This is a genomic window from Dokdonia donghaensis DSW-1 (assembly GCF_001653755.1).
GTDB classification, from domain to species: Bacteria; Bacteroidota; Bacteroidia; order Flavobacteriales; family Flavobacteriaceae; genus Dokdonia; species Dokdonia donghaensis.
In genome coordinates, this window is record NZ_CP015125.1 from 2,037,482 (window position 1) to 2,064,304 (window position 26,823).

Sequence of the window (26,823 nt, forward strand, 5' to 3'; positions counted from 1 at the left end):
AGTAGAGGAGGTAGTTGCTGTAGGATATATGAAAATTAGTAAATGAAAAAGATAAAAAAACCGCTTATTGCCATATTCATCATTGCAAACTTATATGTCATCCTTTGTGGCGGACTGTATTTTTTTCAAGACAACCTCATTTTCCACCCGCAGCAGTTGCCGCAGGAGTATGCTTTTGATTTTGATGGTGATTATAAGGAGGTTTGGGTAGATGCTCCAGATGGAGCTCGGCTTAATGGCTTGCACTTTACGGTTACAAACCCAAAGGGCGTGATACTTTATCACCACGGTAATGCAGGCAGTCTCGCGCAGTGGGGGCAAATCGCCCAGCCATTTGTACAAAAGGGCTATGCGGTTATTATTATGGATTACAGGCAGTATGGTAAGAGTGGGGGAGCACTCACAGAGCCGGCGCTTTATGATGATAGTTTGCTGTGGTACGCTTTCGCGAAAGCGCAATACCCCACAACACCCATAACGAGTTACGGCAGGAGCCTCGGGACGACCTTTGCAACCTACGTGGCATCAAAGCAAGAAGTCAGTAAGCTGGTGCTAGAGACTCCTTTTTATAGTATACTAGACGAGGCACAATCGCGCTTTTCGATCCTTCCAGTAGAGAGATTACTCAACTATAGATTGCCTACGTATAGCTTTATAAATGAGGTGACGGCTCCTATAACCGTGATACATGGCACAGAAGATAGTGTAGTGGCTTATGAGCACGGTAAAGCCCTTTATGATAGCATTACGACAACTACAAAGACTTTTGTAACTGTACCTGGCGGTGATCACAATAACCTAAGCGAGTTTGAGGCGTATCAAAAAGCGACGGCTACACTTTTTGAGTAGTTAGTCATTGGTATGCTCTTTAATCCACTTTGTGATAAAGGCAAGAACCTTTGGGGCCATCGTTTGTTCTATCTCTGAGTATTCAGATAGGGCACCGGTGGTGCATTCTTGAAAGAGGTGATTAAGATCGTCAAAGGCAACAGTTCTAGCATTCTCATTATTTCCAGCAGCAAAGGCTTCTTTTATAGCCGCAATATTTTGCACGTAAGGAACCTGAAAATCTTTCTTACCATTGAGCGCAATAACAGGTGATTTTATAGCACTCAGGTAGCTAGCTGGTGTAGCTTTAAGGAGGCTTACTATCTCTGGGGTGGTGATTTGATCTGTAATAGCTTCTACTTGCTGTATGGGAACCATAGGTCCCAGCTTCTCTTTGAGAGCGAGATTTACAGCATCTTTGATAGCCGCATTTGTACCGTCATTTTGTATAATAACATCATAAGCATAACCTAAGAGGTCTTGACCTTGTTTAATTTGTGCTTCTGGGATGTTCATAAGGCGTTCCATTGCTTCTTTTTGCGAGAGCATAAGTTCATTACCAGGTATGCCTGGTCCAGCAAGCATAACGGTAAAAGCCACATCTGGAGATAGCGCTGCTATTTGAGGAGCGATGATACCTCCTATACTGTGACCTATAAGGCCTACTTGAGAATATTTGGTTTTCTTATACTTCTTTAAATAAGCTATGGCTGCTGTGGCATCACTTGTAAACTGTGCGATACCTGCCGTTTCAAAAGTACCTGTAGATGCACCCACGCCACGTTCGTCATAACGCAATACACCTATACCGTTACTTGATAGGTAGTCTGCAAGTACGTAGTATAGCGAGTGTCCAAACATATCTCCATCTCTATTTTGTGGGCCGCTACCACTTATAATCACCGCAATAGGCGGGTTTTTTATATCCTTAGGTAAGGTAAGTGTGCCAGCAAGGGTGATATTTTCTTCTTTGTTTTTAAAAGTCACCTCTTGTACATCATAATTGAAAGGAGCCTTAGGTTGCTGTGGTCTATTAAGTACAAGGGCACCTTTTACGAGAGTAAGCGGTACGGGAAAGTTATTCTGTATCAAATTGCCTTGTATGCTATCATTTTTAGTCACGCCTATGTAGCGCATTTTAAACTGCGGAAAGTCTACCTTAAGAGTATCGTTTGTATAGGTCGTGTTTGCTGCCTTACCACCTGTAAGTCCTTGGCTCGGGATGTCCATTGTGGTGTGTAGGCTATCTTGTGGCTGCGTGATGTGAAAGGCAAAGTCTATACTTTGACCTTGAAAGTTTACCGTTCCCTTCCAGTCGCCTGTGACAATTTGGGCGTGTGATATAAAGCCAGTAAGGCAGGTAACGGCTAGAATGATAAGAGTCCTCATAGGTGTACTGTATATAAGTCTGTGACTAAGGTAGTTGTTATTATTGTGTTTTTAATATAGGAAATATATTTTCACGAAAGCGTAAAAAAAAAGAAACCCGAGGCTCTCGCACTCGGGAATCTAACCAACCAAAGTTGTTTTGCGTTAACTAACGCAGTGGGGGAAATGTATTACTTATACATTTTATCATTTGGTTTTACTTCATAGGTGATGGTTGTTACCGTATCATCCTTGTCATTATATTTTTCTGACACCATATTTCCATTTTTGTCAAAATAGTTTACAGAGATACCCTCCTTTGTTTTCATAAGGTATACGTCACCTTTTGCCAGTTTACGCATTGTCCCGTACTCAGAGGTGTTGTTTTCTCTTGTTCTTTTTATGGCGTATCCGTTTGGAGTTTCCTCTAGGCGAAAGTCTGAGTCGTTATACGTATACGTAACTTCTCTTTTTACCATTGTCTTACCACGTTGTAAAGACTGGTTGAGCTGGCCCTTGTCACTTTTTTTAAGTGATGTAGGTGTTACCTCAGTTTCTTTTACCGTTTTATATACGGTCTCATTACCTAGGGAAGACTTTACGGTCGTTCTAGTTTTTGTAATTTTTTCTACTTTTTCTTGTGCTTGTACGGCTGTTGCGGTACATACAGCCAGTGCTGCTATGATAAGTGATTTTTTCATCGGTCTTGTTTTTTGTTGATACAAATTTAAGATGCTTTTCTGCTCATTATAGCCAACGGGATGGTAAGACTTTATTAAGCCTTTCCCAATATTACTGGGCTCACAAGGCGATTAACTTAAATTAACACAAAAGTGATGCTTTCTATGGCTCGTTGTATATGCCACTCGGTAGATCAATAAAATAGGATTATCTTTGCACCCTGAAAATAAAGTGGAAAGAATGGTTTTCCGCTTTCGCGAAAGCGTACTACTAATACATACTATTATATGAAAGCTGGAATCGTAGGATTACCTAATGTAGGGAAGTCAACCCTTTTTAACTGTCTGTCTAATGCCAAAGCACAGAGCGCAAACTATCCGTTTTGTACTATTGAGCCTAACGTGGGTGTGGTAAATGTACCAGATAACAGGCTAGCAAAACTAGAGGAGCTCGTAAGCCCAGAACGTGTAATCCCTGCTACGGTAGAGATTGTAGATATTGCAGGTCTTGTAAAAGGGGCAAGTAAGGGAGAAGGACTAGGAAACCAATTTTTAGGAAACATACGTGAGACAGATGCGATACTGCACGTGTTGCGTTGTTTTGATAATGATAATATTGTGCACGTAGATGGGAGTGTAGACCCTATACGAGATAAAGAAACGATAGATATAGAGCTACAGCTCAAAGATCTCGAAACTACAGAAAAGAAGCTAGAAAAAGTAAAACGTGCGGCTCGTACGGGTAATAAAGAAGCCCAAGCAGAAGAAGCAGCGTTACTTAAAATAAAAGAAGGTCTAGAAGCAGGTATCTCTGTACGTGCGATAGACATAGATGAAGATACTCGTGAGGAGTTTGTAAAGCCTTTACAGTTTATTACAGACAAGCCAGTGATGTATGTATGTAATGTAGATGAAGATGCTGCTGTAAATGGTAATGCCTATGTAGACAAGGTACGTGAGGCGGTAAAAGATGAAAATGCAGAGGTGATTGTACTTGCCGTAGGTACTGAGGCAGATATTACAGAACTAGATGATTATGAGGAGCGCCAGATGTTTCTTGCAGATATAGGTCTAGAGGAGCCAGGTAGCGCAGTATTAATACGCGGTGCATACAAGTTACTTAACCAGCAAACATACTTTACAGCGGGTGTAAAAGAAGTACGTGCCTGGACGGTAAATATAGGTGCAACGGCACCACAAGCTGCGGGAGTGATACACACAGATTTTGAAAAAGGCTTTATACGTGCAGAGGTGATTAAATATGATGACTTTGTGGAGTACGGTAGTGAGTCTAAGGTACGTGAGGCAGGAAAGCTAGGTGTACAGGGTAAAGATTATATTGTAAATGATGGTGATGTAATGCACTTCTTATTTAACGTATAAGGAGTACCTATTTCTATAGTATTAAAAAAAGTCTTTCTCATCGCTGAGAAAGGCTTTTTTTTGTGAGGATGCTTTAGTATGCGACTATTTCAACCGTGTTGAGGAGTCTCGCAATTTTATCTGCAGTAGAGGAGACGATGGCGTGTTTTTTTACATACGCCTTGATGTCATCAAGCACATCACTATCTTCTACCTTGAGAAACTGCGAACTGTAAGACGTAAACACGGGGTCGCTACCTTCTTTGTGTATCACTTCAAAAATGTTGTGATGCCTCGGGTCTTTCTTAATCTTGTTTTCATAGAGATCTGTGAGGTAGGCCTCATCACCTTCCAGTACTTGAAAAAAGTTACCTAGGGTATGTAATAAGATACCACAGATGCCCTTCTCATTGTTTTGGGTATAGGTGTAATCAAGTATTTCTTGTATTTGGGCTTCTGTAAGATGGGGTGCTACTTTGCTAAAATAACAGATGGTGTACATTGTATGTTGGGTTTGATTGGCTTTATAAAAATAATAGTAAATATTTTATTTGTCTAATGTATTTTTAAAATAATTAAACAAAATGTATAATTACTTTATTGTGAGCTACCTATAGGCACACGATTTGTTAGGGAATAATAGGTCTCAAATTATTTTCAAAAAAACTCATTAAAAGGTTTTGGTAATTAAAAAAGCGCTGTATATTTGCACCCGCAATCAGGCAGATAGCTTGATGAGACACTTAAGGAGAAATGGCAGAGTGGTCGAATGCGGCAGTCTTGAAAACTGTTGAGGGTCACACCTCCGGGGGTTCGAATCCCTCTTTCTCCGCCAAGATTTATTCAAAATCGACGAAAGTCCTGTAAACTCAATGTTTATGGGACTTTTTAGTTTACCCAAAACATCAAAATATGTATTAAAAACCATTCTGTTGGTGACCTATTAGGTGACCTTTTTATAACCTTAATTAGGTCACCTAATTGTTTATAACTGTTTATAAATCAGCAATATAAATCAATTAAAAGACCTCAATATTTTGTAAATTAATGTATAATTAAAGGTCACCAGAATGAACAAAACATTTGGATTATTATTCTACTTAAAAAAGAGTAAAGTAGATGCACAGGGCAAATGCCCTATTTACCTGCGTATTACCATAGATGGTAAGCGCACAGAGATTAGTACAAAACGTACCATTGAGATTGAGAAATGGAGCGTTGAAGCCAATAAAGCTATTGGAAGAACAGAAGATATACGAGAACTAAATGCCTATTTAGATTCACTTACTACAAAAGTATATCAAAGCCAAAGAGACTTAATTCAAGATAACAAAGAGGTTACAACCGAAACCCTTAAAAACAAGTTTTTGGGTGTTGAGGAAAAACAAAGAACACTCATCACCATCTTTAATAATCACAACAAGCAAGTTGAAAAATTAGTTGGTAGAGAGTTTTCAGCAGGAACTTTAGAACGTTATAAAACGGTGTTTAAGCATCTACAAGAGTTTATGCAACATCAATACAATGTAAGTGATATACCTGTAAACAGAATAGACCACAAGTATATTACAGATTTTGAGTTCTATTTAAAAACGGTTAGAAACTGCGGACACAATAGTACAATCAAGTATATCAAGAATTTTAAAAAGATAGTACGTATTGCAATTGCAAACGATTGGATTAAAAAAGACCCATTTCTAAATTATAAAGTGCGTTTAAAAGAAGTAGAACGCCAATTCCTTTCAGAAGAAGAAATACAAACAATGCTCGAAAAAGAATTACACACTAACAGGTTAGAGCAAGTAAGAGACATTTTTATATTCTGTTGCTTTACAGGTTTAGCGTATAGCGACGTTAAGAAGCTCTCAAAAGATAATTTGGTATTTGGTATTGATGGCGATAAGTGGATAAAAACAAAGCGTACTAAAACTGATACACGAAGTAATATTCCACTACTTCCAACCGCTTTAGAGATTATAAAAAAATACGAGAACCATCCAGAGGCAGTAACAAAAGGTGTATTACTTCCTGTATTGAGCAATCAAAAGTCTAATGCCTATTTAAAAGAGATAGCAGACCTGTGTGGTATCAATAAAAATCTAACCACCCATTTAGCTCGTCATACATTTGCAACTACGTTAACGCTCTCTAATGGTGTGCCAATGGAATCAGTTAGTAAAATGTTAGGGCATAAATCACTTAAAACGACACAACATTATGCTAAAATATTGGATAGAAAAGTGAGTGATGATATGGCAATTTTAAAACAAAAGTTTGCAGACAAAAGTAATATTGACGCTTCCAAGAGAATTGCTAATTAGAGCATAAATACAAAATATATAAGTATATGCTTAAACCCTTGTTTTTACAGGGGTTTTTCTGTTGAAAAAAGAGCCCTTTTTGTTTACAACTGTTTATAACTTCATTTTATAAAAGAATCAAATTGTCGTAAATTAACACAATATAAATCAGGTGTTTACACCTTTTAATACGTTTTAATACAGAATGACATTTGAAGTAATTACAAAGGATGATTTAAAGACTCTAAAACAGGAAATCATTACAGAACTTAAGACAATTTTAGGAAGCCAAACAGAGCAAAAAAAGTGGTTAAAATCAGCAGACGTACGTGAGCTATTAAATATCTCACCAGGTACGTTGCAGAATTTACGAATCAATGGTACACTACCCTTTACCAAAATGGGTAAAACGATGTACTATGAGTATGACGATGTAGTTAGAATTTTAACCCAAAACAAGAGTGCTTAATGAGATTATACATACCAGAGAATTTAGACATAGACCAAATTGTTTATGATTATCCACCTAATTTTAAGAAATACAAACACAAAAGAGATAAGCTATTATATGTTATTCACTTAATAAATGCGCTTACACTCTACAACAAAGATTTAATGTATGATGACTTTGTATCTATAAGTGCAAAAATCTTACAGGACAAAATCTCTAACTATAAAGAGTACTTAAACTATCTTATCAATGTTGCAAAAATTATAGAAACGGATAATCAATACTTTGTTGGGTCAAAATCAAAAGGGTTTAGACTTACTGAAAAATACAGATGCGAAGTAGCTATTCATTCTATTAGCGACCAAACATTTCACAGGAAATTAAAAGTTGAGCGTAACAATAGAGCAGTTTCAGTAAAGCATCTAAACTACCTAACAAAATGGTTTGATGAAAAATTAGAAATTGATATTGATTACGTCAACAAGTTTTTAGCCGAAGAATATGCGTTGAAGAAAGACAACAAATCTTTGTGGCAATCCAAAAAGGTTAATAACTATGGTAAGGTCGAAGTCAAATATAAAAGACCTATTGACCAATTAAACCACGCAAAAATTAGCGCAGAAAAAATTAGCCGTAAAGATTATTATTTGTTGCACGATGATAATGTGTATCGCTTCCATTCCAACCTTACTAATATGCGAAGCGTTATTAGAAATGCAGTAACGTATGATGGCCAAAAATTAATTTCGATTGATATTAAAAATAGCCAACCTTATTTAAGCACCATATTGTTGAGTCGCTCGTTCTGGATTGAGCAAAAAAATGAGCCAAATGCACCAAATGAGTTATCAATCACCTTTGACGAGCCCAAAAAGTCGTCATTTTCTTCTTTTAATAATATAAATAAGAATAATTACAAGGGTGATGGTAGGATTGATGAAAGAATGAGTATATCTCATATCAAGGTACACGATACTGATTCTTACATTATGTTAGGAGATATTGATAAAACCCTTATGAATAATGAGTTTAGCCAGTATATAAATCTTGCGGTGAGTGGAACACTTTACGAGTTTTTAGAGCAACAATTTAGTCTTCGTTTAGGGGAAACATTCTCAAACCGCAAAGAGGTTAAAACAGCAGTATTTCAAGTGCTATTTACAGATAATAGGTTTTTAGGGCAAGAGGATGCAAAACCAAAGAAGATATTTAAGGAGATGTTCCCAAACGTATATGAGGTTTTTAGACAGATTAAGAGTAAAGATAAATCACTACTTCCAAGATTGTTGCAGAGTATAGAGAGTTACTTAATGATAAATGTTATAGCAAAACGTATAGCAATAGAGTATCCAGATGCACCAATATATACAATACACGACAGTATTTCTACAACAGAAGAATATGTAGATGTGGTTGAGGCTATAATGACAGAGGAATTAACCAAAGCGATAGGACACACACCTAAATTAGAGCCAGAGGTATGGTGTAAAAGCAATATGGTAAAGCATCTTGAAACTTTAAAGGAGAAAGCAAAGGTTGTCGCTTAAATAAAATAATTGCACAACCATTGCATCATTAAATTTTTATCTTTGTAATTGTGAAATTTGTAACAATCATATTATCCTTAATAATACTATTGCTTTCAGCAAAGCCTTGTTCTGATGATCTAAATATAGAAGACCAGCATCAAGACGAAATAAGTACAAATCACAATCATCAAGACGAAATAAGTACAAATCACAATCATCAAGAAGATAGTGACGATTCTTGTCCTGTAACTTGTATTTGTAATTGTTGCGGTATGACAATTACTTACGAACCAATCAAGACATTTAATTTAAAACTCAATGTTGAAATCTCAACGGAGTTAATTTCTACATATCAACCTATTTACGGGTTTAATTTCCTTTCCAATATTTGGCATCCGCCACAAGTAATAAGCTAAAACAAATCGATTTTAAATCAATTTTTTAGTTAATTACAAATACAATTCAATGAATAAATATCTATTGAGCATAAAGCTCATATTAATACTTTGCCTATCGTTACAGGCACAAACATCAGACATACAAATAAAAGTCCTAACAGAAGCTGAAAACGAGCCTTTATTGGGTGCTACGGTTTATTTTGAAGCATTAGAAAAAGGAGCAGTAACCGATTTTGACGGTATTGCAACTTTTACAGAAATACCAGATGGTCAGCATCAAATAATAATTTCCTTTTTAGGTTTTGAAACATTTGAGACAACAATTCAAATTCCAAGTAATACAGCGTTAATCTTTAAATTAAAAGAAGGTGGCAATCAATTAGATGCTGTAGTATTGCAATCTTCAAGAAGTACAAGAACCGTAAGAAAAATACCGACACGTATAGAGTTTATAGGTGCAGAGGAATTAGGAGAAAAAGCAATAATGAATCCTACTAATATTTCTATGGTGCTTCGAGAAAGTACAGGAATACAGATGCAACAAACATCATTAAGTAGTGGGAGCACCAATATTCGTATTCAAGGATTGGATGGTAGGTACACACAGCTTTTAAGAGATGGTTTTCCATTATATGGTGGTTTCTCAAGTGGGTTAAGTATTTTACAAATCCCACCTTTAGACCTACAACAATTTGAAATTATTAAAGGAAGCTCATCAACACTTTATGGTGGTGGTGCTATTGCAGGTTTAATAAATATGGTATCCAAAACACCAGATTTTGAACCTGCTTTAGATATAATGCTTACGCAAACACAAGCCTTAGGTAGTACAGCCAATGTCTTTTATAGCAAACGAAATGAAAAATTTGGTTTTTCGCTTTATGGTTCTGGTCACTACCAAAAAGCGTACGATCCAGAAGATGATGGCTTTAGTAATTTACCAAAAACAACTTCTATTTCTTTTAATCCTAAACTTTTTTATTATCCATCAGAGAATACAACAGTTTGGTTTGGATTAAACGGAACGTATGATGATAGAATTGGTGGTGATATTAATAAAATTGAAAATGGTGAAGATGGTATTCATCAATATACTGAAGAAAACAATTCAAAACGATTAAGCAGTCAATTGGTATATCAAACACAATTAGATTCTACAAGTTCATTAGAGTTTAAAAATAGTGTCTCTTTTTTCGATAGGAACTTAACTGTTCCGGATTTCAATTTTGATGGCAAACAAACAAACACGTTTACTGAAATATCTTATAATACAGCATCAGAAAATACGGATTGGATAGTTGGAGCTAATCTATATACTTCAAACTTTGATGAAAATGATAATGCACCATTACAGCGAGACCAAAAAGATGTGACCTTTGGGGCATTTGCAAATAATATCTACGACATATCAGATAATTGGATATTGGAAACTGGATTAAGAGCAGATTATAATACTGATTTCGGTTTCTTTCCACTTCCAAGGATTTCACTACTCTATAAAAATAATAGTGGATTTTCAAGTAGAATTGGTGGAGGTTTAGGGTATAAGATTCCAGATATTTTTACAGAGGAAGCAGAATATATCAATTTTGAAAATGTGCTTGGGATAAATAAGTCTACAGTAGATGCAGAACGTTCTTATGGTGTTAATTTTGATTTGAATTATCAAACACGTTTATCTGATGAGATTGGTTTTTCTATAAATCAATTATTCTATGTGACTGCTATTAATGATGGACTGCTTTTAAATTCTACAGATAACGGTTTATTTCAGTTTGAAAATGCACCAGATGAAATCTTTAGCAAAGGAGCAGAAACCAATATTAAATTTACATACAAAGACTTTAGATGGTTTTTAAACTATGCACTAATTGATACCAAACTAAATTATTTACCTGGCAATCCACAGAAGCCATTAACCGCAAAACATAACGCAGGTAGTGTTTTAATGTACGAATCTGAAAAATGGCGTATTGGTTATGAAACCTTTTATACAGGCAAACAGTTTTTATCTAACGGAACAGAGACTACAGACTTTGTAACTATGGGTTTATTGGTGATGCGTAACTTTAAATTAGGAAGTGTATTTGTGAATTTTGAGAATTTTACAGATAGAAGACAAAGCAGGTTTTCACCTTTGGTTTTACCACCACACGACAATCCTGTTTTTCCAGAGATTTATGCACCTACAGATGGTTTTATATTTAGTGTAGGACTTATTATTAAACCATTTGGAAACGAAGACCACGATTAGCTATGGAAACAATAGAACAAGTATTAGAGTCAAAAAATATTCGTGTAACAGCAATGCGTATGTTAATTTATAAGTTTCTTGCAGAAAAAGAGATAGCGGTAACATTAAGTGATATTGAAAGTGCTTTTGAAAAAGCAGATAGAACTACCTTGTACAGAACTATTAAAACTTTTGAAGAAAAGGATATTGTGCATCAAATAGACGATGGCACAGGGATAACAAAATATGCGTTATGCGAAAAGGGATGTAATTGTGATATAAAAACCGATTTACACTTACATTTCCATTGTAACAATTGCAATGAAACGATTTGCCTAACAGAACATAAAATACCGCAAATTAAAGTACCTGATGGTTTTGTGTCAGAGAATGTAAATTTGGTGGTAAAAGGTATTTGCGATAAGTGTAGTGGCTAATAATTGCACTTCCATTGCACTTCCATTGCACTTACTATTAAAGTACATTTATCCAAAATTAGTGGATATGAAGTTTAATACTAAAATACCTCAACATCTGAAACAGGCGTACAACGAAGAATTAAAACTATACAGTTTCTGTTTAGAAAATAAGCATTTTAGCAATGCTTGGTATCATTTAGAACGTAGTCATATAATAGGACAATCTTATCCTATAGAGCATACCTATTCACATTGGCTAATGCTAAAGTTTGGATTTAGACAAAAAGATACTAAAGAAGTATTCGGTCAAATTATTAGATTGCTTGTTGGTGGCTGGAAATCATTTATAAATCACGTTCCTCTTGGTAACACAGGTGGCGCAAACGTACCACCATTAAAACGTATGCCTATTCCAAATGACATTGAAAAATTATTATATATAGAATGAAAAATAAATTAGCGGTTACAAGTATCCTAACAGCAATCACGGCTTCATTGTGTTGCATCACACCTGTTTTGGCATTAATTGCAGGTACAAGTGGTGTAGCTTCAACTTTTTCTTGGATAGAACCATTTAGACCTTACTTAATAGGGCTAACTATATTAGTTCTTCTCTTTGCTTGGTATCAAAAATTAAAACCAGAAAAAGAAATCGACTGTGAATGTGAAACGGATAAAAATCCAAAATTTATTCAGTCAAAAACCTTTTTAGGAGTTGTAACAGTATTCGCAATAGTGATGTTAGCATTACCATACTACTCAAGTATGTTTTATCCAAATTCAGAGAAACAAATTGTTATCGTTGATAAATCAAATATCAAAACAACAGAGTATAAAATAAGTGGAATGACTTGTGCCAGTTGTGAAGCTCACGTAAACCACGAAGTAAATAAACTTAACGGAATTGTAAACTCAAAAACATCATACAAGAATGGTAACGCAATCATTGAGTATGACCAAACTAAAACTAATGAATTAGAAATTGAGAAAGCAATTAATTCTACGGGTTATAAAGTAACTGATAAAAATTAAAATTGATGCAAACTATATTAAAATCGGAAATCACTTGCCCAACCTGTGGTCATAAAAAGAAAGAAGATATGCCAACTAACGCTTGTCAATTCTTTTACGAGTGTGAGCATTGTAAAACGGTTTTGAAACCAAACGAAGGAGATTGTTGTGTGTATTGTTCTTATGGTACAGTTCCTTGTCCACCAATTCAACAAAACAAAAGTTGTTGCTAAAACAAAACTAAATGAAAAAAAAGAAAGTCAATTTAAGAGATTTAAAACCAAATTCAGAAGAACAACATTCTCACGATGATGGTCACGACCACGGAGATGGAAGTGCATTCAAGACATACATTCCTGCTATTATAAGTTTTGTTATGTTAATGGTAGGTATCGCTGTAGATTATTTTGATGCGATTCCTCAATTTGAAGGATGGATTCGAGTAGTTTGGTACACTTTAGCATATATTCCTGTTGGATTTCCAGTAATTAAAGAAGGATGGAAAAGCCTTATAAAAGGTGATGTTTTTACAGAGTTCTTTTTAATGTCTATTGCTACAATTGGTGCATTTATAATTGGTGAATATCCAGAAGGTGTTGCAGTAATGCTATTTTATGCAGTAGGAGAATTATTTCAAAACGCAGCAGTAAATAGAGCAAAAGGAAATATTAAAGCATTATTGGATGTTAGGCCAAAAGAAGCCAATGTATTTCGCGATGGTGATTATGTTAGTGTGTCGCCAGAAGCTGTAAATATTGGAGAGAAAATTCAAATTCGTGTAGGCGAAAAAATCCCATTGGATGGTATTTTATTATCCGAAAAAGCATCTTTAAATACAGCAGCTCTGACAGGCGAGAGCAAACCAGATTCCATTCAGAAGGAAACCAAGGTTTATGCAGGTAGTATTAATTTAGAAAGCGTTATTGAAGTTGAGGTAACCAACAAGTTTGAAGATAGTTCTATTGCGAGAATATTAGACTTGGTTCAAAATGCAACAGCTCGTAAGTCTAAAACAGAATTGTTTATCAGACAGTTTGCTCGTATCTACACACCAATTGTAGTGTTTTTAGCTATTGGTGTTACTTTTATACCTTACTTTTTTGTAGATGATTATGTATTTAGAGATTGGTTATACAGAGCATTAATTTTCTTGGTAATATCTTGTCCTTGTGCGTTAGTGATTTCAATACCATTAGGTTATTTCGGTGGTTTGGGAGCAGCTTCAAAAAATGGAATTTTATTTAAAGGTGCTTCATTTTTAGATGCAATGACCAAGATAAATACTTTGGTAATGGACAAAACAGGAACCGTTACCAAAGGTGTTTTTAAAATCAAAGAAGTAAAAGCAATCGGTTGGAATGAAACCGAATTTATGCAATACTTAATGGCGATGGAAGAACAATCCACGCATCCAATTGCTAAAGCCATTTTAGAGTATAAAGCAGAAGGAGAAGATTTTGAAGCTACCGAAGTTTCTGAAATTGCAGGTAAAGGTTTAAAAGGCATTGTAAATGGTAAAACAGTTTTAGTAGGAAATAAAGCCTTAATGACTTCGAATAATATTGATGTTCCAACGGAAACAGAATCTATTGTAGAATCGATAGTATTAGTTGCAATCGATAATCAATTTGCAGGTTATGTAGTCATAGCAGATGAATTAAAGGAAGATGCAAAAGAAACTATAACAGAATTACACAAAGTAGGCATTAAAAAAATTATGATGCTTTCCGGTGATAAAGATTCCATTACCCAACAAGTTGCAAAAGAACTAAATATTGAAAATGCTAAAGGTGGTTTACTACCAGAAGATAAGTTAAACGAAGTTGAGATTTTAAAGAAAAACCCTGAAAACAAAATAGCTTTTATAGGTGATGGTATAAACGATGCACCTGTTTTAGCAGCAAGTAACGTTGGTATTGCAATGGGTGGTTTAGGTAGTGATGTCGCAATAGAAACCGCAGACGTTATTATTCAAACAGACCAACCTTCAAAAGTTGTTAGAGCCATTAAAATAAGTCGTTCTACACGAAAAATAGTTTGGCAGAATATCATTTTAGCTTTTGGTGTTAAAGTCATTGTCTTAATGTTAGGAGCAGGTGGTTTAGCTACAATGTGGGAAGCAGTTTTTGCAGATGTAGGAGTAGCATTATTAGCAATTTTGAATGCAGTTAGATTACAACGAATGAGTTGGTAATTGTCCCCACAACCCAAAACCCAGTTTTTTCGTACCTCAAAATCCTCTGTCTTTTGTGTTGTTCCGCTCACCTCACAAGTTTAGCGTTTTTTTGTCTTTAAGGTAATAGCATATTACAGCTTTGGTTTTCATAAAATCAAACCAAAATGCAATAAGCTATTCTGTTATTATTCTATCATAAAACCCTAAACTCACCCAAGCTATGTTACATAATACAAGTTATAGTAGCAAAAATCCTCTCAGAAGTTTGCTAACGCAGTATTATTATATTTTCGTAGCTATAACTGGTATTATGTAAAATATCCGCTTATCACACGCTCACATTGGAACACACAACCACATTTGGAACTCTAATGAAACAGAAGTAAGATAAAGTAGGTTAGAATATTAGTTATCTCATTCAAGCTGCACAAAACCATCGTTAAGTCCAAGTATTCCTTACCTCAAGTCTTTGTTTGTTTCATTTCGTTAACAAATATCAAGAAACATAGTGCTATAATTAAAAGGTGATTAGATTGTGCTAAACTTGTAAATGAAGTACATAAAAAAATAAAAAAGAAAGCAAATATAGGTAGCTTCCTTCTGCCAACGCTCAATACTGTAAAGGTCAAGCCCTACGGGTTTTGAATAAAACTTTTTTAAGTAGCTATCGTAAAAGGTTTCAAGATTTTAGAGTAAAAAACTTTTACCCAAAAACCTTGACAGCATCATCCACGCTACCTTTAACATTGGCTGTCTTTTTTCTTTTCTTCAAAAAAATTATGGCAAAAGAAAAAGTCCTACAATAAAAATTATAGGACTCTTTCAGCTTCAAAGGTCAGAATGAAACTATGCTACTTCAACGATATTTAAAACGTTATATGCGCCATTCTTAAGCGGATACTGAACACCGTTAATCTCTTGGAAGAACTCTACTAATAAAACGAATATATCGTTTCCTGTACCTGTTGGCACACCTGCTGGAGTTAGTGTTTGCGTTGCAGACGTTGAATCAATCGGAATATTTACAGTAGGACTGTATTCGATTGCGTTATCTGTAGTATCAAAGTCAACTTTTAGAAATGCTGAACTTAAACTTATGTGTGTTGCGCCACTTGGATATGCAATATCATTGGCAGGCGTTAAATTTGGGATAGTAATTTCACCTGTCGCACCATCTACAGTAAACGGAGCGAATAAAACAGCACTTAAAATAGCTCTATTATTGAAATCCAAGCCTTTTAATGTGGCTTTACCTTCTGGTGTTGCTAATCCTGTAGCTACATTTCTTTGTCCTCTTACAGAGGTTGTATCAAAGTTTTTAATTTGTGTCATTTTTTGAGTAACACGACTTGAAACTCGATTATCTTTTGCTCTAATCATTAAGTTTCTTACTGATGTTCTCAATAACTTACCAGATGATGCAGAACTACCAAATTCTGAACCATTTTCACGAGTACGTTCAAACGCTGGGTCATTTTGAATACGCTCTTTAGAAACACCGCCTTTAGTTTTTACTAAATAACCCTCTTTTGCTTTGTAAAAAGTTAGATTGTCTAACGTTCCTTCTAACTTGATAATACCTTTCAATTTTGCCATAACTAATACATTTTTTGATGATGAATATCAAATATACGAGCTATTGACTGTCAATGTATTAGAGTGATTCCGTACTGTTTATAAGTTGCCAAATCTTCCGATTTAGTTAGTTTTTTCAATGGGATATTAGTCGTATATTGTATATAAGTGCTTTATAGCTACGGTATAGATAAAGTATAGTTAGAGTATTAATTTTAAATTTAAAGTGAATGAGTAGAATCTGTATTTACCCTAAAGACGTACAGGTAGTAACAGGAAAGAGTGAGCGTTATGGCAGAACAATAATCAAAGCGATTAAAGAACGCCTTAACAAAGAAGCTCATCAGTTAGTTACTATCGATGAATTTTGCGACTTTATGGGCTTTGAAATCAGTAAAGTACAAGGATTAATCAAGTAAATTCCTTATCTTTACTACAAGGTATAAAGGTGACCTATTAGGTGACCCAACAATGGTACAGGACTGAAACAGTAATAAATAAAGGCACTACGAAAGAGGTTCACTTACCTCTTTCTCCGCAAAAGAAACCTGCAACGTATGTTGCAGGTTTTTTGTTTTATACACCTACGTCAAGCTCGCTTGTAAGTAAGGGGATAAAACAAAAAACCAACGAGCCCCGCTCGTTAAAGGTTTTATGCTTGCAAAGGACACCCCAACTGGGATCACCGCAGGTAATCCTTTTTCTATTTTCACCAATTAATTATTTCTAATCTCCGCTTGGAAGGCGAAGGGATAAAACAAAAAACCAACGAGCCCCGCTCGTTAAAGGTTTTATGCTTGCAAGGGATACCCCAACTGGGATCACCGCAGGTAATCCTTTTTCTATTTTCACCAATTAATTATTTCTAATCTCCGCTTGTAAGTAAGGGGATAAAACAAAAAACCAACGAGCCCCGCTCGTTAAAGGTTTTATGCTTGCAAGGGATACCCCAACTGGGATCACCGCAGGTAATCCTTTTTCTATTTTCACCAATTAATTATTTCTAATCTCCGCTTGGAAGGCGAAGGGATAAAACAAAAAACCAACGAGCCCCGCTCGTTAAAGGTTTTATGCTTGCAAAGGACACCCCAACTGGGATCACCGCAGGTAATCCCCAAAGAACAAGAACAAGAACAAGAACAATTCACCCAGCCCCAAGCTCGCTTGGAAGGCGAAGGGATAAAACAAAAAACCAACGAGCCGCGCTCGTTAAAGGTTTTGTGCTTGCAAAGGATACCCATCTTGGGATCACCGCAGGTAATCCTTTTTTATATAATTATTTAGCTGGTGGAATGGTATTTAGCTATCAATTATTTGATTGATAGTTACTTTTAATAAGTCTAAACTTTCAGTAAGAATTTGACGATCAATATTTGCCGACAAAATTTCATCACTACTGCGCTGTACAAGCAGTAGTGCTAATTGCTCTCTTATAAATAGACGAACGTCTTTTTGGGTGTTTTTTATTTCAGAAACAATGTCGCTATTATTTAATAATACGTAAAGTATATCTTCAATATCGTGACTGGTGCGGTAATCTGTACCTCTGCTATTAAATGCTTCAAACTTAGTAGCTATAAATATCGATGGACTAAAAATTTGAATCTCTTGCGTGTTGACTTTTGCATTGTGGATGTCCTTAAAGCCATATGCATACCATTTGTTATTACCATTTACGGGGTTATCAATACCATCTGGAATTATATCTACAGGTATTCCCTTAAATGTTTTACGCACAATAGAGGTGCTTACTGGGTCTGGATAAAATTTTTGATCCCGTAATTGCTCTTCTATTTCTATCCAATCACTATAATTCTTAACTTTAATAGTAACATCTATATCTTCAGTTACTCTTATTTCATTAATTGCGTGATTATCTGCGTATAAACTCACCACTGCACCGCCTACAAACACCGCTGTCTCCTTAAGTTCCTTAAGTCCAATAGCTACTTGCTCAATTGCTTCTCTATTTTTTTCCTGACTTATCATTTATAGTACCAATAAATTCCTACCTTCATTAGTGCTTTTAGCATCAAAAAATAAACGTTCTAAGGCTTTAATAGCCATAGCTTTTTCCCTTGCCTTGCCTACGCGTAAAGTATCTACTAAGGCTAACAATTCATATAAGGTTGCGTCACTTTCTACCGCCTTTATAACCGATGGATAGAGAGGTTCTATAGCCTGTCCTCTTAAAGTACCACGGGCTGAGGGCCACACATAATGCTCATTACTCACAATCTGAGAGCTAAGCGGTAGTGCAGAATGTGCTGTAGGTATTCCTTTAACTAATGATCCGGGTTTTTGCGGAAATACATAGGTAATACCACTCTTCAAAAAGTCGAGTAGTGCCAGTTTAAATACCTTCTTTCCAGAAGGGTCAATCAGGCCCGCATATTTTGAACGTACAATAGATTTACTCACCTCAGACTGGCTAATGCCTAATGTGTGTGCCAAATCTAGCTGCTGCCATTTTTCATTATTTATGGCAATAATCTTTAATAAGATGACAATATCTTGCGGACTCATTATTTGTTGTTTATACTTCATAATTTATTATTCCATATTCGAATATGCAATAATAATGAATATATAATTAAATTTCAATAAGTTAACATACAATATTCCATATTCGAATATAGAATATTTCCTTAATTTATACTACTTCGACAGGCTCAGTATAGGCTTAGCTAAAGCTTAAAAACCTATGGCAATATCCCTTTTAAGACTATAAATGTTTTAAAACGAGCACAGATATGCTTCAAACTCAATGAAGCACCTCCTTATGCACGCCCTTTCTATAACAGCGCTCCTCACCTAGGTAACGCGGATTACCGTGTTTTTCTGACCAGAAGCCCTCTAGTAGATCTTTGGTAATGCATTGATAGACCACCACACCTTTATAGATTGTCTTGTCATCACCCTCATAATTAAAATTAATCACCAAGATGTTGTTTTTAAAAAAGCCAGTTCCTTGTTGGCGCTGATCACCACTTATTAGCCAAGTAGCAACGATTCTCTTGTGCTCGTCTAGCGCTAGTGTGAGTTCGCCCTTATAACCTGCGGCATCTGGGCTTTGGTTGCTTCCTGTGATGGTGTAGGTGCCTACGAGGTCTTCTAGGGTCATTGGGGTGTATGTTTATATGGTAACGATTGTGAAGATAGGGAGGGTATTTGATAAATAACTACCACTAGAGGTATTTTCCCTAATGCACTTGTACGTATTTCCTGTTTAAGGTTTGCACTTTAACACTTTATAACGATAGATTACTTTCTTATTTACTGCGCTAGGTGGGTAAAGATGTATATTTTAGGGTTTTGTTAAGAGTTAAAGAGGTAATTAGTATGAAGGGACTATGGATGATATTCAAGTAAAATCTAAAAAAAGAGTAAACGACCACGGAGAAGTTTTTACTAACGAGCGTGAAGTGAATGCAATGCTCGATTTAGTAAAACAGGAGACTGAACGAATTGACTCTCGTTTTTTAGAACCAGCTTGTGGCACAGGAAATTTTTTGGTGGAAATTTTAAGACGAAAACTGACTATTGTAACCAACAAATACAAAAAAAGTCAATTGGAATTTGAGCGTTATGCTGTAATAGCTGTATCCAGCATTTATGGAGTGGATTTACTAGAAGATAATGCTCAAGAATGTAGAGAGCGTTTGCTCAATATTTTTAAAGAGACCTACACTTCTATTTTTAAACAAAAGATAAAAGAAGATTGTATCGATACAATTGTATTTATTTTAAGTAAAAATATATTAGTTGGTGACGCTTTGACCTTACTACAGAACAATGGTAAACCCATCATATTTGCAGAATGGTCTGCTATAAATGGAAGTATGATTAAAAGGCGTGATTACACGCTAGACGAATTACTAAGAAACCAACCAATGGAAGAACCCAATTTATTCTCAGACCTAGGTGATAAAGCATTTATACCAACACCAATAAAAGAATATAAACTCACTCACTTTTTAAAGCTAAACCAACAAGATGAAGATTAACTATAATCCAGATGTATTGTCTTGCTTAGCAAATTTAAGCAACGATGAAGTGTTTACACCGCCAAAGCTCGTAAACCAAATGTTGGATATGCTACCAAAAGAGCTCTTTAAAAGGAAAAACACGACATTTTTAGACCCAGTTACAAAATCTGGAGTTTTTCTTAGAGAAATAGCCAAACGTTTAAACAAAGGTTTAGAAACTCAAATACCAAACCAGCAAGAACGCATTAACCACATATTTAAAAATCAATTATATGGGATTGCCATTACAGAGTTAACCTCTTTATTAGCTAGACGTAGTACTTATTGCTCTAAAAAAGCTAACGGAAAATACTCGGTATGTACAGAATTTGAAACCGAACAAGGCAATATAAGATTTGACAACACGCAGCACACTTGGAAAAATGGAAAATGTATTTATTGTGGTGCTAGCGAAGAAGTTTACAGCAGAAAAGAAGATTTAGAAACCTACGCTTACCAGTTTATACACACGGATAAGCCAGAAAAAATATTTAGTATGAAGTTTGATGTAATTATAGGTAATCCACCTTATCAATTGAGCGATGGTGGACACGGAAGAAGTGCAAGTCCTATATATCAACTATTTGTTGAACAGGCAAAAAAAATGAATCCTAGATTTTTAAGTATGATTATGCCAGCTCGTTGGTATGCAGGAGGTAAAGGACTTGATACATTTAGAGCTGAAATGTTAAATGATGATAGAATAAGAAAGCTAGTAGATTTTGAAAATTCATCTGCAGTTTTTCCAGGTGTAGATATTGCTGGCGGTGTTTGTTATTTCTTGTGGGATAGAGATAATAAAGGATTATGTGAAATAACAAACCAATATGATGGTAGGAAAGTGACTTCAGAAAGAGCATTAAACGAGTTTGATATTTTAATAAGACATTCTCAAGCAGTACCTATAATTCGTAAAGTTAGAGAAATTGAAAATCCTAAGCATTATTTAGACAAGGTTGTTTCGTCAAGAAAACCTTTTGGTATGCCAACGAATTATAAACCTCATAAAAAAGGTGTTCCTTGTTATTTTACGCAAAGAATAGGTTTACAATATGCTCAACCTGAAGATGTAACAGACCGTTATAAAATTATTGATAAATGGAAATTCCTTATGCCTGCAGCTCCAATTGCTGGACAAACGGACTTTTCTAAACCTGTTGCATTTTATTACGATAGTAACACTCGTATTGCTAAACCAGGTGAAGTTTGTACTGAATCTTTATTGGTGGGAATAGCTCTTAAAACCGAAAAAGAAGTATTATCATTTAAATCTTACCTATTCACCAAAATAGTTAGATTTCTGCTTCTTCAAACTGTAGTTTCCCAACACGTTACTCGAGATAAATTTGCCTACATTCCACATCTACAAAAATATGACAAAGAGTTTACTGATGATATCTTGAGAAAAAGATGGAATATAACTGATGATGAATGGGATTTTATAGATTCTAAAATTAAATAGTTTTTATGAGTAAAGAATTTTTTCCACAAAGAGCTCCTGTGACGCCTACCATTTACGCGTATTCATTACCAAATGATACTAGCAGAAAAGGACAATTAAAAATTGGTGATACTAACAGAACAGCTCAACAACGAATAAAAGAACAAATAGGTGCTGCTCGTTCTGAGTTTGTTATAGAATTAGAGGAATCGGCAATGCGTAATGATGGCTCAAATTTTAGAGATTATCAAATACACGATTACCTTAAAAAAAAAGGTTTTAAAAATCCAGATGGTGAATGGTTTGTTTGTACAAATAAAGATGTGCAAGCAGCTTTGATAGCGGTAAAAAGTGGTGAGGAAAATGTAGAGGATAGAACTTTAGATTTTATAATGCGTCCAGAACAAAAAGATGCAGTAGAAAAAACCAGTACATTTTTTAATTCCTTTAAAGCCGACAAAGAAAATAAAGGGAAAACACCTCAGTTTTTATGGAATTGTAAAATGCGTTTTGGTAAAACCTTTACGACTTACCAATTGGCAAAAGCAATGAGTTGGCAAAAAGTGTTGGTACTTACTTTTAAACCTGCTGTACAAAGTGCTTGGTATGAAGATTTAATGACTCACGTAGACTTTGAAGGTTGGCAATTTGTATCTAAAAACACAATGCAATATGAAGATTTAGACACTTCAAAACCTTTTGTTTGCTTTGGTTCTTTTCAAGACTATTTAGGTAAAAATACAAGTACAGGAGGAATAAAAACTAAAAACGAATGGGTACACGCTACCAACTGGGATTGCGTAGTTTTTGACGAATACCATTATGGTGCTTGGAATGAAAATTCAAAAGGACTTTTTGAAGAGCTTTTTGAAGATGGAAAAGATGAAGACTTAAAATTTGTAGATAGAATAGAAAAGTTTGATTCAGAAATTATACCCATAACCACAGAGCACTTTTTGTATTTATCTGGCACACCATTTAGAGCCTTAACCTCTGGTGAGTTTATAGAAGAACAAATTTTTAATTGGACGTACTCAGACGAGCAAAGTGCGAAAGAAAATTGGCAAGGAGGTATAAATCCCTATGAAAGCTTACCAAGAATGGTAATGCTTACGTATCAAATGCCAGATGCAATTCGAGAAATCGCACTTGGTGGAGAATTTAATGAGTTTGATTTAAACGTGTTTTTTGCAGCAACAGGTGAAGGGGAAAATGCACGTTTTAAAATGGAAAGCGAAGTCCAAAATTGGCTAGATTTAATTAGAGGTAGTTACAGAGAAACCACGCTTGATAATTTAAAATTGGGTGCTCAAAAACCACCAATGCCATTTTCAGATGCTAGATTATTAAGTATTTTGAATCATACATTTTGGTTTTTGCCAACTGTTGCAGCTTGTTATGCAATGCGTAACTTAATGATGCAGCTCAATAATTTGTTTTATCACGATTATGAAATTGTAGTTGCCGCCGGAACACGAGCTGGAATTGGCGTAGAAGCTTTACCACCTGTTTTAGATAAAATGGATAATCCATTGAAATCAAAAACTATCACATTGTCTTGTGGTAAATTAACGACCGGTGTTTCTGTAAAACCTTGGACAGGAATATTAATGCTAAGAAATTCTTCAAGTCCAGAAACCTATTTTCAGGCTGCGTTTAGAGTGCAAACACCTTGGACGATTAATAATCCTGATGGTGAATCACCGAATAAAACAGAAATTGTAAAAAAGGAATGTTATGTTTTTGACTTTGCACCAAATAGAGCATTAAGCCAAGTAGCTGATTATGCCTGTCGTTTGAATGTTAATGAATCAAATCCAGAAAAAAATGTTGCTGAATTTATTCATTTCTTGCCAGTACTTGCCTACGATGGTAGTTCAATGAAACAAGTTGATGCAGCTGGAGTTTTGGATATCGCAATGAGTGGAACTTCAGCGACCTTGTTGGCAAGACGTTGGGAATCTGCTTTATTGGTAAATGTTGACAACTCAACATTAGCCAAATTAATGGCTAATCAAGATGCTCTGGACGCTTTAATGAGTATTGAAGGTTTTAGAAATCTGAATCAAGATATTGAAACAATTATCAATAAATCTGAATCAGTAAAAAAGGCTAAAAAAGAAGCCAATGAAAAACCTTTAACACAAAAAGAAAAGAAAGAACTAACTGCTGAAGAAAAAGAATATAAAAGTTTGCGAAAGCAAATACAGGAAAAGCTAATCAAATTTGCGACTAGAATTCCTGTCTTTATGTATTTAACAGATTATAGAGAAAGAAGTTTAAAAGATGTCATTACACAATTAGAACCTGGACTTTTCAAAAAAGTAACTGGACTAGATGTAAAAGATTTTGAATTGTTAGTGAGTTTAGGGGTTTTTAATAGCTCACTAATGAATGATGCTGTTTATAAATTCAAAAGATACGAAGATGCTAGTTTGGAATACACTGGTATTAAAATGCGAGAGGGTGAAAACATAGGTGGTTTTGATACTGTCATAACTGAGGAAGATTACGGTGATCTTTTTGTAAATAAAGATTGATCATTGCTTTAAGTCAAAATATTAAAGATTTTATTAAGGTATTACTAATCAATTAGTGCAATGGTTGCTAATTATCTACTTCATTATCAAAAAGAGTTAGGCGTTTTATAAGTAAGGAGTGCTTATGGCATTAAGAAATAAAATTTATGAGCCAGATTTACAATCAGATCGGGCAAAGAATATTCAAGGAGACGTTATCTTTATAGATGATGCAGAAAGTGGGAGAAAGGGATACTATTGTCTGGGCTGCGGTAAAGAAATGCAAGCGGCAATTCAAAGGAAAAACCCTAATTACAAATCCTATTTTAGTCACGTCCCTGTAGATAAATCTAAAGGAGAAAAGCCTTGCGTATTTAGTAACAGAGAATATAGGGAGATACTTGCGAGTAATATTTTACAACGTCTTAAAAGAATTAAAGTTCCGGCTATTCTCAAATATCCTCATAAGGGAAATGATGAATACCCTGTACAGCTACAAGCCGCGAGATTTATTGATGCTCATAGTGTAAAGTCAGAAATTACTTTTTATGAAGATGAAGAAGGAAACGTTGACTGGGGTAAGAATCCTGATATTGAAGATCGTTACCTGCTAATGAGACCAGATGTTGTCTTTTTTGATATAAATGAGAAACCAATTCTATTTATAGAATTAGTAGTTACACATAAAATAGATGATGAAAAGAGGATAAAGCTACGTCGTCTAGGTATCGACACTGTTAGTGTTAGAGTGCCAAAATCTTCAGATCAAGATATTGAGAAAGCCTTTAATATTACTAAACACACAAAATGGGAGTATAGTGAAGAAGAAGCCAACACCGCTTACACACAAGTTGCCAAACGAACTTCAGAAAGAGTACTGGAATTTGATGAGGACCAAAGAAGAGTTTTTAGGGAGGGTTACAACTGCAGAAAGAGTCGCATTGCAAACACAATACGATCAATTAGAAAAAACTTGGAATCTGAATCTTACAGAAGAACTCAACACGAATTTGAATCTGAAATATCAAGAATTGAGAACGCTACAGAAGCAGAGAAATCGGGATTGGAACAAATGGAAAACCGATTTGATGCACAAGTATACTCACAGTTTGCAGGAGAGTTCGAACAGCTTGCAATTGAAAAAAACAAGCTTGAAAGAGAGGAGAAAGAATTTCAAGAATACTGTGGAGATTTGGAAGGCAGATATCTTGGAAAGAAAAGCGAAGTTGAAGGAGAAGGAAAATTACTTGACAAAACTACGAGCGAAGTATCCCGAGAGTCAGAGTCTAAAGAAGAAATTAGAAAAAGATTTAGAGAGGAAGAAATCTCAGAACAGTCTCATTTTGAATCAGCTCGAGGCCGATTACAAAAGGGAATTAAGCATAATTCCCCAGAATTACCCAGAGGAATTAAAACCTTATTGGAAAGACGGAGATTTGGGGACGATTTCAAAAATTTACAACGCCAAGAAAAACGCTATCAAGGGGCACGAAAATTTTTTAACTCGGGAACTTGGAAAACACGGTAAAACCTTAGAGTGGTTTTTAGAAGAATTTGAAGAAAATAAATAATCAATATGAAAAACGATATTCCAGATTTTCAAAGTATAATGTTGCCAATGTTGAAATTACTTGAAGATGGTAGTTCTAGAACATTAAATGAGGTAATGAAAATTTTAGCAGATTATTTTAAATTAAGTCAAGAACATTTGAAAATTAAAGTACCCAGCGGGCAGATGGGTTTATTTAGAAATAGAGTAGGCTGGACAAGGAGTTATTTAAAGAAAGCGGGATTAATTCAATACCCCGAACGTGGTGTTTATCAAATCACACAGATAGGGAAAGATTTTTTAGCTACAAATCCTTCTAAGCTTCGTATGAAGCAGTTAGAGCAATTTCCAGATTATCAAGAATGGCGTAAAACCTTTAATGAAGCAGATACAAGTTCAAAACAAAAGAATTATACCACTAGTGAAGAACAAACACCAGAAGAAGTTCTAGCGGCAACTGTAAAAGACCTCAAAAATGAGCTAGCAACAGAACTGCTAGATAAATTAAAAGAAAACTCATTTCAATATTTTGAAAATTTTGTAATTCAATTACTTCAAAAGATGGGGTATGGTGAGTTCAGAGAAGAAGCCTCTCAACATACTGGTAAAACTGGAGATGACGGTATAGACGGTATCATATCGCAAGACCGTTTAGGTTTAGAAAATGTCTACATACAGGCAAAGCGATTTACAAATAACTCTGTTGGTTCACCTGAGATAAGAAATTTTATTGGTTCTCTTGCTTTACAAGGTGTTACAAAAGGTGTTTTCTTAACCACGAGTAGATTTTCTTCGAGCGCTATTCAAACAGCCTCAGATAGTAAACAACAAAAAATAGTTCTCATAGATGGTAAAGAACTTACAGAACTAGCAATTGAATATAATTTAGGAGTTCAGATTGCAGAGACAATTAATATTAAAAAAATTGATCTCGACTATTTTGAAGAGTAAAATTT

24 protein-coding genes and 1 tRNA gene are annotated in these 26,823 nt (G+C 35.1%); 18 read left to right on the plus strand and 7 right to left on the minus strand.

Translation table 11 applies throughout. The features are described 5' to 3' along the window. Positions 1 to 42: 42 nt before the first annotated feature. Positions 43 to 849, plus strand: coding sequence for an alpha/beta hydrolase (locus I597_RS08990; protein ID WP_035325032.1), 807 nt, complete (start codon positions 43 to 45; stop codon positions 847 to 849). On the opposite strand, the gene I597_RS08995 is transcribed toward I597_RS08990, so the two are convergent. Continuing rightward, entirely contained in the window at positions 850 to 2,217 is a 1,368-nt protein-coding gene (locus tag I597_RS08995) for an alpha/beta hydrolase family protein (RefSeq protein ID WP_035325031.1), read from the minus strand. Positions 2,218 to 2,387: 170 nt separating this feature from the next. After that, positions 2,388 to 2,897, minus strand: a complete 510-nt coding sequence (locus I597_RS09000; protein WP_035325030.1) for a hypothetical protein — start codon at positions 2,895 to 2,897, stop codon at positions 2,388 to 2,390. Positions 2,898 to 3,164: 267 nt separating this feature from the next. On the opposite strand from I597_RS09000, the gene ychF reads away from it, so the two are divergent. Further along, a complete protein-coding gene (gene ychF / locus I597_RS09005; protein WP_035325029.1) occupies positions 3,165 to 4,259 on the plus strand; it encodes a redox-regulated ATPase YchF in 1,095 nt (364 codons plus the stop codon). A 73-nt stretch (positions 4,260 to 4,332) separates the two neighbouring features. Here the strand turns inward: ychF and I597_RS09010 are convergent, their stop codons facing one another. Next, the gene (locus tag I597_RS09010; protein WP_035325028.1) at positions 4,333 to 4,740 is read right to left on the minus strand and encodes a BLUF domain-containing protein; all 408 of its coding nucleotides are present in this window, start codon (positions 4,738 to 4,740) and stop codon (positions 4,333 to 4,335) included. 245 nt (positions 4,741 to 4,985) lie between these two features. Here I597_RS09010 and I597_RS09015 point away from each other — a divergent pair. The 10 genes from I597_RS09015 to I597_RS09055 all read left to right on the plus strand — a co-directional run bounded on the left by I597_RS09015 (position 4,986) and on the right by I597_RS09055 (position 14,773). Beyond that, positions 4,986 to 5,073: transfer RNA gene (locus I597_RS09015), tRNA-Ser, on the plus strand. A gap of 235 nt (positions 5,074 to 5,308) precedes the next feature. After that, positions 5,309 to 6,559: a site-specific integrase gene (locus I597_RS09020; protein WP_035325027.1), complete on the plus strand. Its 1,251-nt coding sequence runs from the start codon at positions 5,309 to 5,311 to the stop codon at positions 6,557 to 6,559. A 184-nt stretch (positions 6,560 to 6,743) separates the two neighbouring features. Beyond that, positions 6,744 to 7,007, plus strand: a complete 264-nt coding sequence (locus I597_RS09025) for a helix-turn-helix domain-containing protein (protein ID WP_035325026.1) — start codon at positions 6,744 to 6,746, stop codon at positions 7,005 to 7,007. Then, positions 7,007 to 8,536, plus strand: a complete 1,530-nt coding sequence (locus tag I597_RS09030) for a hypothetical protein (RefSeq protein WP_035325025.1) — start codon at positions 7,007 to 7,009, stop codon at positions 8,534 to 8,536. The genes I597_RS09025 and I597_RS09030 overlap by 1 nt, the downstream gene beginning before the upstream one ends. A gap of 447 nt (positions 8,537 to 8,983) precedes the next feature. Continuing rightward, complete coding sequence (locus I597_RS09035) at positions 8,984 to 11,170, plus strand: TonB-dependent receptor (protein ID WP_035325024.1); 2,187 nt, start codon at positions 8,984 to 8,986, stop codon at positions 11,168 to 11,170. 2 nt (positions 11,171 to 11,172) lie between these two features. Continuing rightward, the gene (locus tag I597_RS09040) at positions 11,173 to 11,586 is read left to right on the plus strand and encodes a Fur family transcriptional regulator (RefSeq protein ID WP_035325023.1); all 414 of its coding nucleotides are present in this window, start codon (positions 11,173 to 11,175) and stop codon (positions 11,584 to 11,586) included. Positions 11,587 to 11,653: 67 nt separating this feature from the next. Continuing rightward, positions 11,654 to 12,016, plus strand: a complete 363-nt coding sequence (locus I597_RS09045; RefSeq protein ID WP_035325022.1) for a DUF3703 domain-containing protein — start codon at positions 11,654 to 11,656, stop codon at positions 12,014 to 12,016. After that, positions 12,013 to 12,600, plus strand: coding sequence for a mercuric transport protein MerTP (gene merTP, locus I597_RS09050; protein ID WP_035325021.1), 588 nt, complete (start codon positions 12,013 to 12,015; stop codon positions 12,598 to 12,600). The genes I597_RS09045 and merTP overlap by 4 nt, the downstream gene beginning before the upstream one ends. A gap of 5 nt (positions 12,601 to 12,605) precedes the next feature. After that, a complete protein-coding gene (locus I597_RS15040; RefSeq protein WP_081964965.1) occupies positions 12,606 to 12,812 on the plus strand; it encodes a GDCCVxC domain-containing (seleno)protein in 207 nt (68 codons plus the stop codon). Between the two features lie 11 nt (positions 12,813 to 12,823). Then, positions 12,824 to 14,773: a heavy metal translocating P-type ATPase gene (locus tag I597_RS09055; protein WP_035325020.1), complete on the plus strand. Its 1,950-nt coding sequence runs from the start codon at positions 12,824 to 12,826 to the stop codon at positions 14,771 to 14,773. A gap of 828 nt (positions 14,774 to 15,601) precedes the next feature. Here the strand turns inward: I597_RS09055 and I597_RS09060 are convergent. Next, entirely contained in the window at positions 15,602 to 16,351 is a 750-nt protein-coding gene (locus tag I597_RS09060; RefSeq protein WP_035325019.1) for a hypothetical protein, read from the minus strand. Between the two features lie 209 nt (positions 16,352 to 16,560). Between I597_RS09060 and I597_RS09065 the strand changes: the two genes are divergently transcribed. Continuing rightward, positions 16,561 to 16,749: a hypothetical protein gene (locus tag I597_RS09065; protein WP_035325018.1), complete on the plus strand. Its 189-nt coding sequence runs from the start codon at positions 16,561 to 16,563 to the stop codon at positions 16,747 to 16,749. An 880-nt stretch (positions 16,750 to 17,629) separates the two neighbouring features. Here the strand turns inward: I597_RS09065 and I597_RS09075 are convergent. From I597_RS09075 to I597_RS09085, 3 genes are all read right to left on the minus strand, one after another. Beyond that, positions 17,630 to 18,319 carry a nucleotidyl transferase AbiEii/AbiGii toxin family protein gene (locus I597_RS09075; RefSeq protein ID WP_035325016.1) on the minus strand — a complete coding sequence of 230 codons (690 nt, stop codon included), beginning with the start codon at positions 18,317 to 18,319 and terminating at the stop codon, positions 17,630 to 17,632. Continuing rightward, the gene (locus I597_RS09080) at positions 18,320 to 18,877 is read right to left on the minus strand and encodes a hypothetical protein (RefSeq protein ID WP_035325015.1); all 558 of its coding nucleotides are present in this window, start codon (positions 18,875 to 18,877) and stop codon (positions 18,320 to 18,322) included. A 217-nt stretch (positions 18,878 to 19,094) separates the two neighbouring features. Further along, positions 19,095 to 19,454, minus strand: coding sequence for a hypothetical protein (locus I597_RS09085; RefSeq protein ID WP_035325014.1), 360 nt, complete (start codon positions 19,452 to 19,454; stop codon positions 19,095 to 19,097). Between the two features lie 229 nt (positions 19,455 to 19,683). Here I597_RS09085 and I597_RS09090 point away from each other — a divergent pair, with 229 nt between their 5' ends. From I597_RS09090 to I597_RS09110, 5 genes are all read left to right on the plus strand, one after another. After that, positions 19,684 to 20,337 carry a DNA methyltransferase gene (locus I597_RS09090; RefSeq protein ID WP_035325013.1) on the plus strand — a complete coding sequence of 218 codons (654 nt, stop codon included), beginning with the start codon at positions 19,684 to 19,686 and terminating at the stop codon, positions 20,335 to 20,337. Then, positions 20,327 to 21,820, plus strand: a complete 1,494-nt coding sequence (locus tag I597_RS09095) for an Eco57I restriction-modification methylase domain-containing protein (RefSeq protein WP_035325012.1) — start codon at positions 20,327 to 20,329, stop codon at positions 21,818 to 21,820. Before I597_RS09090 ends, I597_RS09095 begins: the two co-directional genes overlap by 11 nt. Positions 21,821 to 21,825: 5 nt before the next feature. Then, positions 21,826 to 24,339 (plus strand): GIY-YIG nuclease family protein, encoded by a 2,514-nt coding sequence (locus tag I597_RS09100; protein ID WP_035325011.1) that lies wholly within the window; start codon positions 21,826 to 21,828, stop codon positions 24,337 to 24,339. Between the two features lie 124 nt (positions 24,340 to 24,463). Continuing rightward, on the plus strand, positions 24,464 to 25,846 hold the full coding sequence (locus I597_RS09105; protein WP_035325010.1) for a hypothetical protein: 1,383 nt from the start codon (positions 24,464 to 24,466) through the stop codon (positions 25,844 to 25,846). Between the two features lie 48 nt (positions 25,847 to 25,894). After that, positions 25,895 to 26,818, plus strand: a complete 924-nt coding sequence (locus I597_RS09110) for a restriction endonuclease (protein WP_035325009.1) — start codon at positions 25,895 to 25,897, stop codon at positions 26,816 to 26,818. Positions 26,819 to 26,823 lie beyond the last annotated feature (5 nt).